Annotated in this window: 8 protein-coding genes; 3 read left to right on the top strand and 5 right to left on the bottom strand. The window is 51.8% G+C overall.

The annotated features are described in order from the left end of the window. From P1P89_14460 to P1P89_14450, 3 genes are all read left to right on the top strand, one after another. On the top strand, positions 1-534 hold a 534-nt coding region (locus tag P1P89_14460; protein ID MDF1592716.1), incomplete at its 5' end, for a hypothetical protein. Positions 535-545: 11 nt separating this feature from the next. Beyond that, positions 546-1,220, top strand: a complete 675-nt coding sequence (locus P1P89_14455) for a hypothetical protein (GenBank protein ID MDF1592715.1) — start codon at positions 546-548, stop codon at positions 1,218-1,220. A gap of 277 nt (positions 1,221-1,497) precedes the next feature. Further along, positions 1,498-2,694, top strand: coding sequence for an MFS transporter (locus P1P89_14450; protein MDF1592714.1), 1,197 nt, complete (start codon positions 1,498-1,500; stop codon positions 2,692-2,694). 205 nt (positions 2,695-2,899) lie between these two features. On the opposite strand, the gene P1P89_14445 is transcribed toward P1P89_14450, so the two are convergent. From P1P89_14445 to P1P89_14425, 5 genes are all read right to left on the bottom strand, one after another. Then, positions 2,900-4,582, bottom strand: a complete 1,683-nt coding sequence (locus tag P1P89_14445) for a thiamine pyrophosphate-binding protein (protein ID MDF1592713.1) — start codon at positions 4,580-4,582, stop codon at positions 2,900-2,902. Positions 4,583-5,042: 460 nt separating this feature from the next. After that, positions 5,043-6,344 (bottom strand): TRAP transporter large permease, encoded by a 1,302-nt coding sequence (locus tag P1P89_14440; protein ID MDF1592712.1) that lies wholly within the window; start codon positions 6,342-6,344, stop codon positions 5,043-5,045. A gap of 12 nt (positions 6,345-6,356) precedes the next feature. Further along, positions 6,357-6,890: a TRAP transporter small permease gene (locus P1P89_14435; protein ID MDF1592711.1), complete on the bottom strand. Its 534-nt coding sequence runs from the start codon at positions 6,888-6,890 to the stop codon at positions 6,357-6,359. Between the two features lie 319 nt (positions 6,891-7,209). Continuing rightward, complete coding sequence (locus P1P89_14430) at positions 7,210-8,232, bottom strand: TRAP transporter substrate-binding protein (protein MDF1592710.1); 1,023 nt, start codon at positions 8,230-8,232, stop codon at positions 7,210-7,212. A 415-nt stretch (positions 8,233-8,647) separates the two neighbouring features. Further along, on the bottom strand, positions 8,648-9,913 hold the full coding sequence (locus tag P1P89_14425; protein ID MDF1592709.1) for a hypothetical protein: 1,266 nt from the start codon (positions 9,911-9,913) through the stop codon (positions 8,648-8,650). Between the last annotated feature and the right edge of the window lie 6 nt (positions 9,914-9,919).

Here is a 9,919-nt window from a genome sequence, read left to right as displayed (position 1 = left end):
AAAGCCATGAGCCTTTCGACGGTTTCAAAGGCGTTGAAAACGCTTGAAGAGGACCTGATCATCAAACGTGAAGATACCATTCGTCTACTGCAACCAGACAAACTTCTACAAAAATTGAGTGAAAACTATGTACCTCCAAAAATCAAAAAACGCGTTCGTCTTAAAATTTCAGAGGAAATCGGCGCCGTTAGAGAGCTTTTCGGGAAAGAAGCCCTGGCCGCTGGGCTACCATGGGTAGCCACAGGGCTGTCGTCGATTGGCAAGTATGCCGTAATGCAGCGGGGGGAGTTATTGTCCATATATTCCCCGCGCCCGGACGTGTTGATGGAACGGTTGTCAGGCAGTCAATCGGATCGTTTCCCAAACATCGAACTCTTAGAGACAGAAGATGAAACGGTTTACTTTGATTGCCGGGAGGAGGGAAACTTTTGGTGGGCCTCTCCCGTACAGGTGTTCCTGGAATCGATGACCGGCGACAAGCGTGACCAAGAAACCGCTGAACAGGTGGAATCATACATCATGAACCAAGTATAGGCAGCCCATCCATGACCACCCTACCCGAGCTTCAAACATCGTTACTGGATCTGCTCCTTGAAATAGAGGATACGGACATCAAACTCATTGTCGGCGGAGGCTTCGGCATTTATCTTAAGACCGTCTTTGTGCAACAGCAGGGTAAACGCACGCTTTTAGAGGAATGGCCGGAACCATGTTCTACGAATGATCTCGACTTGTTTCTTCGTCCGGAACTGCTGATTGAATCAACCAAATTGAGACCTCTGGCAACAGCAATTGCCAAGCTAGGTTATAAGGTCGTTCCCGGCGCTGAAAACTATCAATTTGTAAAATCCGGCCCGGAAGGCGCTGTTATGAGCAGCATCAAGATAGACATCCTTACCGGCCCCAAAATCTGTTTTCGAGATACAAAAGTCAGGGTGGACGCTCGCCGTGCACGACCAATGCCTTCCGTCGGTCTTCATGCACACCCGGTGGATGAGGCGCCTACCTTAGAAGAAGGTCTTTTGCCTGTAAAGCTAACCGGAAAGCTCCATTCCGGCAAACCCTTTCAGTCCGAGGTGTTTTTACCGCATCCCTACACGTTTTCAATGATGAAGCTCTTTGCTTTCAGGGACAGGCTTGACGATATCAACAAGGAGTACGGCCGCTACCATGCATTGGATTTATACACGATCCTGGCAACGACAACTGAAGAAGAGTGAAAATTTGTTCTTGAATTGGGAGATCAATTCGGAAACCATCCTTATGTCCTGGAGGCTGCGCGCCTGATCTCGGAACTTTTTTCAGCCCTTGATCGTTTGGGGATGGTTCGATTGAGGGAAAGTCCTTACTATCGACCCGAGCTACAGCTTGATGGATTCATGTCGGCCCTTCAGGAACTGTTTCCCATAGCCCCATAAGCCAGAGGGTGCGTTCACTTCGAAAACGCCTGGGTTGATTGGGAAGCCGCTATATTGTTATCAAAAAGGAAAATTGTCCGTGATCCCCACCCAAACCGCTGAATCCGGCCAGACGCAGATGCCGCCTTTTCGTTCTCAGCTGGGAACGCTTTTTTTTCTTGCATCGATCTTTTATCTTAATTTTGTTTCCAGAATCATCATGGCGCCGCTGATGCCGACGGTCGAAAAGGAGCTTCATTTCTCCCATGGCGAAGCCGGTTCACTTTTTTTGGTGCTTTCTTTGGGGTATTTCACCGGCCTCATCTTTTCCGGCTTCATTTCTTCACGCTTTACGCATCGCAAAACGATCCTTATCTCCATCATTGCCGTCGGCCTGACGCTGATCGCAGCCTCGCGGTACAGCAGCCTGTGGACCTTCTGGGCCGTTATCGTCTTTCTGGGCCTCTTTGCCGGTTTATACCTGGCATCGGGAATCGCCACCCTGACCGCCCAGATCGACAGCGGCCATTGGGGCAAAGCCCTCGCCATTCATGAATTGGGTCCCACCGTAAGTTTTCTGACCGCTCCGTTGATCGCAGAGGGGCTGCTGAACTGGTTTTCCTGGCGGGGGGTTTTGGTCACGCTGGGTGTCGTATACCTGTTATTGGGGGCAGCCTATGCCCGTTACGGCAAGGGCGGCGACGTTCCTGGAAAAGCGCCCAAACTGGAAACCTTCCGGGTTTTGCTGAAAAACCGCGGTTTTTGGATCATGCTGTTCATGTTCGGCCTCGGCATCGGGGGGACAATCGGCATCTACACCATGCTGCCGCTTTATCTTGTAGTTGAAAAGGACCTTGAACGAAACTGGGCCAATATGCTGATCGCCATTTCCAGAATCGGATGCCCCGGCATCGTCTTTGCGGCCGGCTGGAGTACGGACGGGTTCGGCACCCAACGGACGCTCTTCGGGGTTTTTCTGCTCACCGGACTGGCGACCATCTCTTTGGGATTAACGGAAAACCGCTGGCTTGTCTTTTTCGTGATACTGCAGCCGCTTTTGGCGTCCTGCTTCTTTCCGGCCGGCTTTGCCGCTTTGTCCCGGTCCGTCCCGGCGGCGATTCAAAACGTGGCCGTCTCATTTACCGTACCCTTTGGCTTCATCATCGGCGGCGGCCTGTTCCCCGTGCTGATCGGCATAACCGGTGACGCAGCGGCTTTTGCCGCCGGCATCATCATTGTCGGCTGCTTTATACTCTCCGGCGCCTTTCTCACCCGCTTTCTTCCCCGATTCGGATAATTCTTTCAAAAAAAGAGACGTCCCCATCAACACGCTGATTTATTCGCCTTCGCCTGAATACTCTGCCGCTTGCGGCAGGGATGAAAGGCGAGGTGAACCGCGCCGAAGCTCAACTGAGCGTAGGCGGGTTAAAGCTACGGCGCCATTCCGCTTTGATACCCCGCTGCTTGTCGAAGATCCCGGTTTATCGGGGCTGCGGGGAGCTTCATTTCGGCGGCGGAGACCAGGGAATCGGGGGTTTAGCGTTCATGTCCGTCACGACATCGACAACAGCCGGCTTGTCGGACGCCAGTGCTTCTTTCAGGGCGGATGATATCTCATCCGGTGATTCGACCCGTATCCCCAGGCAGCCGATGTCTTCCGCGATCTTCGCGAAGTTGACCGCTTCAAAACCATAGACCTCTTCACGCCTGCCCGGACTGTCGCCGTAGGCCTGGTCTACGCCGATGATGCTTTGACCCAACGCGCTGTTGTTGTTTATGACGGTAACGGTTTTTATGCCCCACCGTTTGGCGGTTTCAAGTTCGGAAAGATGATACCAGAAAGCCCCGTCGCCGGTAAAGCAAACAACCGGTTTGTCCGGCGCGGCACATTTTACACCCAGCGAAGCCGGAAACGCCCAACCAAGAGAACCGGCGGCCCGAATGTAACGTTGGTCGGGATATCTGAGCGCAATCATGGTGCTGGACCATACCGCCGAATAACCCGTGTCAGCCACCAGGACGGCATTGGCCGGCAGAATTTCCGTAATTTCTTTGCAGAGGCGCTCGGGACGTATGGGGGCATCATCTGAATTCCTTAAAGGTTCGATCATGTCCTTCCAGTCTTTTACAATCTGTCGAACCCGTGAGTTCCATTCCGTATCGCCCTTCGGTTTTTCGATAAACGGCAACAGGCGCGCTACCGTGGCCTTGGCGTCGCCATAGAGGCCAAACGTTTTTCGGTAGCTCCTGCCCAGCTCAGACGGGTTGATATCGACCTGGATGACAGGGATATGTGGACCGGGAACCGTCCAATTGTGGGTGACCTGGTCGCCGGTGCCGCTGCCGATAAAAAAGACCAGATCGGCTTCCGAGACGACCTGATTGGCGCTCAGGCAGGAATAGGAGCCCACCACGCCGACACAAAGCGGATGGTTATCCGGGATAATCCCCTTGGCATCGTTGGACGTGGCCACCGGAATGGAAAGCCGTTCGGCCAATTGGAGAATTTCAGGGCCTGCCCCCGACGAAACCGCGCCGCCGCCGGCAACAACAACCGGCCGGAGCGCCTTTTGCAGAAGACCGGCTGCTGTTTTTACCAGCGCTTCTTCAGGCTGCGGCCGAAAGACAGGATAGCGGGCATACCGGCTTTCCACCACAAGTTCGTCGCTGATCGGTGCGGCTTCAATGACTTCGCCCGAAAAACCGAGCAGGTCGAGGTGGACGGGTCTTGGAACGCCGGATGTTGCTTCACGGAATGCCTGGCACAGGATTAATGGAAGCTGCTCGATTACGTCTACATTCACATTATATTTGGTTACATAATCATACATTGGGCCATGGATAAGTTCCTGATAGGCATTGCGGTATTGGGCAGCGGGTTTTTTCCGGCCGGTTATGGCAATTACCGGTGAATGGGCAAGATAGGGGTCCTGGAGCCCGGCTGCCAGATTGGCGGCGCCCACGGATTGGGCCATGCAGATCCCTGGTTTGCCGCTTATCCTGGCATAACCGTCGGCCATATAAGCAGCCGCCTTCTCCGAATGGGTAAGGATTCTTTTTATGCCGACTTTTTCAAGCTCAACCATCGTCTTTCTTAAAATCGCCATTACCAGAAAGACATGTGTAACGCCGTAACCCTTGAATGTTTCTGCAATAAATTTTGCGCCATTTGATTCTATTCCCATTGTTAGACCTTCCCTTCAAAAAGAGTGATTCGGGCTAATAGAAATTTATTTTTCATTTTCCTAACTGGTTCCGGGTTCCCAAGCATCTGGGCCTTTTTTATTAAATCGACAATTAGATATACAAACTTTTCATTTCATTTTGTCATTACCGCCCCGCATCAAGTGCGGGATAAACTGCGGCGGGAATCCAGTATTCTAAAGAACCTTTCTGGATTCCGGCTCTCCGCTACGCGCAGCCTGCCCCCGTGAAGAGGCTGTGTCGTAATTGTTAAAATGGATTTTTTTTCTCCACGTCATGCCGGACCTGATCCTGCATCCAGATGAACATCAACTTGAAAATATTCTGGATTCCGGGTCAAGCCCGGAATGACGAAAAATCTTGGAACGCTGGCTTTTATAATTACGACACAGTCTCGAAAACGGGGGGCCGGAATGACATATTTAATTGCCTGGTTAATAATTAAAACATCCTGTCCGGCAAAAAAAGGGCGATCTGCGGAAACGCAACCAGGATGAGCAGGCAAACCAGCATGGCCAGCCAGAACGGCCAGATCCCTCTGAAAATGGTATTCAGGGAGACATCCGGCGCAACCCCTTTAACCACGAACACATTCACCCCCACCGGCGGACTGATCAGGCCCATTTCCAGTACGATCACCACCATGACCCCGAACCAGATCGGGCTGTATCCCAGCTCCAGCATCACCGGAAATACCACCGGCAGCGTCAGGACCAGCATGGCGATCCCTTCCAGAAACATCCCCAGTATGATGTAGGTGGCCAGCACAATCATGAGAATGCCTGCAGGACCAAAATCCAGGTGGGTCAGATATGTCACGAGGTTGTCGGGAATTCGGGAAAGCGCCATAAAGGGGATAAACACATGCGCCCCGATCAGAATCATGAACGTAAGGGCCGTTGTCCGCAGCGTCTGCAAAATAACGATTTTAAAACTTTCCATATGCAGCGAACGGCGGACCAGCGCAACCATCAGCGTGAGAAAAGCGCCCACCCCCGATGCTTCTACCGGCGTCATGACGCCCCCGTAAATCCCGCCGATGGTCACCAGGACGATCAGGACGATGGTACCGGCCCGCCGCAGCGTTGCCAGCTTCTCGCCCAGGCTCACCCGGGGACCGGCCGGTCCCAGCTCTGGCCGGATGCGGGTTGCGATCGATATCGTTGCTAAAAACAGAATCGTCAGCAATATACCCGGAAACACGCCGGCGATGAAGAGTTTGGCAATGGATTGTTCGGTCAGGATGGCGTAAATCACAAAGCCCGAGGACGGCGGGATCAGGATCCCCAGGGTGCCGCCGGCGGCGACGCTTCCGGCGGCCAGGCTGTCGGCGTATTTATACCGCTTCATCTCCGGCAATGCGACCCGCCCCATGGTCACGGCCGAGGCAAAGGACGACCCGCTCAGCGCGGCAAATCCCGCACACCCGATGATGGTGGCTGCGGCCAGTCCGCCCCGGCGGTGCCCGGCCCAGGCGTAGGCGGCATTATAAAGATCGGCGCTCATGCCGGACAGACCCGCCAGATTTCCCATAAATACGAACAGCGGAACAACGCTGAGTTCCAGATATGATGAAATTTCAAACGACTCGGCACTCAGCGTGGCATAGGCGGCCGGCAGTCCGTTTATCGCGGCAATTCCCACAAACCCGGTCACCAGCATCGCCATGGCAACCGGCATGCGCACAACCAGCAATGCGAAAAATGCCATCAGGCCGATAATTCCGATCATTGCAGGGGACATTGCGGGGTGGCCTTAAATTGAGGGGGGCATAATGTTGGTTGTGCGGTTGCGCCAATACAGCGGAATCTCCGCAATCAACACCGCCGCGTAAAGAAGCATGCCCACAGCTAAAATAAAATAAAAAGGTTTAAAGGGTATCTGCAGGGCCAGAGACGCTTCGCCGAATCTTCCGGCGTTTTGACCGCTGTGCCACAGACGCCATGTCAAGACCAGCAGCATGGCGGTTGCGACGAAACGGACAAGCACTTCTATCCATCGCAACAGGCGCGGCCCCATCATGGCGCTGAACACCTCTATTGAAATTTGCCCGCCCGTGCGTGCGCTGTATGCAACGGAAAGTGCCACCATGACCAGCAGGATCAGTTTAGCCACATCCCGGGCGCCGTAAATAGGCGCATTAAAAAGATAGCGCAGGATGACATCCACAACGGTCAGTCCCATCAGGCCCACCAGCATCAGGCCGCCGCCCCAAAGGGCCGTTGAACGGACGATCCGGTCCAGCCGGTCAAGGCATCGGTTCGTGCTGTCTGTCTTAAGCGCTGTCATGTTTTTTCGACAAAGGGTTTATCAAGTGTTTTACAGTTGGGCATGCTCTCATTAAAAAATCTCCCCTTGAAGGCTGTCCGATAACCTATAATTCCTCTCCCCCTTGTGGGGAGAGGTTAGGTGAGGGGGGAAATAAATTCGGTTAGTTACACCCTCACCCCGACCCTCTCCCAAGATGGGAGAGGGAGTTATCGGACAGGCTCCTTGCCCCTCTTTTCAAAAGAGGGGAATGATTCCTCCCTTTGCCAAAGGGAGGTAAGGAGGGATTTCTACATCATGTCGTTATTACTATAATTTTGTTAATATATTTCTGAAATTTTTATTTGCTGATGGCCTTAAATATTTCTCTGGCGGCGATCCCCTCTTTTTCAAGCCGGATCAATTCTTTTTCGACAACTTCCTTGGCCGCCGCTTCGAAACCGGCCCGTTGTGATTCTGTGGGGCTGATATATCCTAATTTAGAATCTGTTTTGGCTTTCTCAAGGGCTTCGACATCCAAAGCGCTCCAGATAAGGCTGGCCTTGATGCTGAATTCGCGTCCGGTGAGTTTGTCCAGAACCGCCTGGTCTTTAGCCGGCAGCTCATTCCAGCTTTTGGGGTTCATCGCCAGAAAAACAATGGAAGTCGGGCTGGGCAGATTGACGGTGACATATTGGGCCGCTTCGGCCAGGTTCCATGGTTTGTAGAGCGCGCTGGGCTGAATCAGAACGGCATCCACGATCCCGGTGTTGAGGGCATTATAGGCTTCGGTTACGGGCATGGCCACCGGTACAGCGCCGCAGGCCTGCATGAAATGTGATTCATCCGGAGAACCGATGCGGACTTTCATCCCCTTCATGTCGGCAACGGTGGCGACGGCCCGGGTTCTGGTGATAAGGATCGTCGGCGACATGACCCATATCCCCAGCAACTTGATCTCTCGGTATTCATTTTTAAGATGGGCGTCATAAACATCCCACAGCTTGCGCGTCGCTTCTTCGGCGCTGCCGGCTAACCCGGGCTGGGCGAGCATCAGCGTCCGCGGAAACAGGCTGGCGGTATAACTCAGGATGCAAAAGGTGATGTCGGCAACCCCTTCGACGGCCCGTTTATACTGCTGAACAGGACCTTTGCCCAGGGCCTCGGACGGAAAAATTTTAATTGTAAGATCTCCACCGCTGGCTTTAGCCAGATCCTCGGCCAGGGGCGTAAAAACTTTCTGGTGCAGAAGATGCACCGGCGGCATAAAGTGGGCCAGTTTCAGTTCCTTGCCGGCGGCGGACCCTGGTACAGCAATCCACAGCATCAAAACGGCAAGAAAAATCAGGGCCATGTGCACAGCGGTCATTCTCGATCTTACCATAACTTTCCACCTCGTTTGACGACATCCGTTTAGATCGTAATTTTCAGGACAAAATGAAACGTTGTTTTAACAATCACTATAACCCGGATGAAAACCGGAGCGATTATAACTCCCGCCGGATTTGTGTCAATAATAAAATCATACATTTAATTAGGGTCTTTGTCTTATGGTGCGATCCATACCAACCGATGTTCCCTGTTTCTGTGATGAGTTTTTGATAACTATGGACAGTCTGGAAAAAGATTTTAAACGGGGGCCCTGACCGCTATGGACGGGTGACTGGTGCTGATCAGTGAATGCTGATAATTATGAAATAACGGGTTCGAGATGGACCGAAAATGATTTGCCCTTTTGATTATACAGATCAAGAAAAAATTGTCGATACACTTTTCAAGGAGGGTGTTATTTCTTTTAACTAATTCTTTAACGGGCGGCTCTTTTTTTTAAGCGCAATTTGCTCCATATACTTAATCCGCTCAGCAGGAACTGCCCGTTCCTGCAACTGTTCTTTTGCTTCTACCAACCTGTGTCGTAAAAGCCTAAAGGCCTCAATAATTGTATTCCGATACATATCGACGTCATGCTCGCATAGCACTGGTATTTGGTAATGGGCGGCATAGGATGATGTTACAGCAGATGAAAGTACCGCAGCAGTGCCAGGCAGAAGTCCGCCGTTATCAACCACGTTATTGACTTCATCGCTCATAAAGGTAACGCCACCCAAATCATGCTTTACAAGCATTGCCAACTGAGCAGCAATCAAATTTTTCTCCCCAGCGGTTTTAGCTTTGGCAAAGCCGTTCCCGAAATCAACAATCCTACCGGCAACGTCTTGAGTCGCTTTGGCAAGGGATCCTATTTTTCGAGGATAGGGCTGTTTGGGTTGAAAAACCGGATACCCCAGATTTTCTGCTGCTTTAACAATACATTCCCCAACCACAGTGTTGTCATGAATTTCATTAGCACGAACAATGAGTGTTGTCTCCTTGATAAACTCCTTCCAAAAAGGAACATAAGCTTTAGCTTCAACAATGATCGTTGGCAGACAATCCATGCCGAGTTTTCGCATCAGCTTTCCTTTATTTCCGATAGGCACATTACCCTCTGTGTCCTCGTTGGGACCAATGCCGCCTTCACCGGCATTGACTGTAAGCATGGTGGATACTGACATCTCATCTATTTGCAACACCGTGCCCATGGTGCATCCGGCACTCATCGGTGTATCTTCCGTAACAATGGAAAACTGATCTGGGTAGTTTTGTAAGAATGTATTTAGCACTGCAATGGCCGTCGCTGTTATGAATGCATTTGGAACTTCCAGAACTCCCTGGCCATTTATTCGACCAAAAATAGTCGTCGCCAAAGTTTGTGGACAAAATCCATCTTTTCCAACTGCGTTTTGCATGAGAGCCACTTCAGCCGGAGTGATACCGCTGCGGGCATTTATTGTCCCCGCGCCCCCTCCTTTAAGCTTCACTGTAATGCAACCATTTTCAGAAACCACTTCAACATGAGCAATACGCAGGTCAACCGGTGCAGCCTCATTTATTATTTTGCTCACAACTGCAAAACCTGCACCGTCTTCTTGGACAAAACCTGAATGGCTATGCACATGACCTACGCCAATATGTCCCGTAAGGCCCAATAATCCTTTTTGATCTTTAGAAAGCGTTATTTTCACGGAATT

Source organism: Desulfobacterales bacterium, from assembly GCA_029211065.1.
GTDB lineage: Bacteria > Desulfobacterota > Desulfobacteria > Desulfobacterales > JARGFK01 > JARGFK01.
The sequence above is the reverse complement of the archived record's forward strand: the minus strand, read 5'-3'. Positions and strand labels throughout refer to the sequence as shown.

What these genes read in the sequence shown, in the direction of transcription:
- P1P89_14455 (MDF1592715.1), top strand. Translation starts at nt 546, where the DNA reads ATGACCACCCTACCCGAGCTTCAAACATCGTTACTGGATCTGCTCCTT.
- P1P89_14445 (MDF1592713.1), bottom strand. Translation starts at nt 4,582, where the DNA reads ATGGGAATAGAATCAAATGGCGCAAAATTTATTGCAGAAACATTCAAG.
- P1P89_14440 (MDF1592712.1), bottom strand. Translation starts at nt 6,344, where the DNA reads ATGTCCCCTGCAATGATCGGAATTATCGGCCTGATGGCATTTTTCGCA.
- P1P89_14435 (MDF1592711.1), bottom strand. Translation starts at nt 6,890, where the DNA reads ATGACAGCGCTTAAGACAGACAGCACGAACCGATGCCTTGACCGGCTG.
- P1P89_14430 (MDF1592710.1), bottom strand. Translation starts at nt 8,232, where the DNA reads ATGGTAAGATCGAGAATGACCGCTGTGCACATGGCCCTGATTTTTCTT.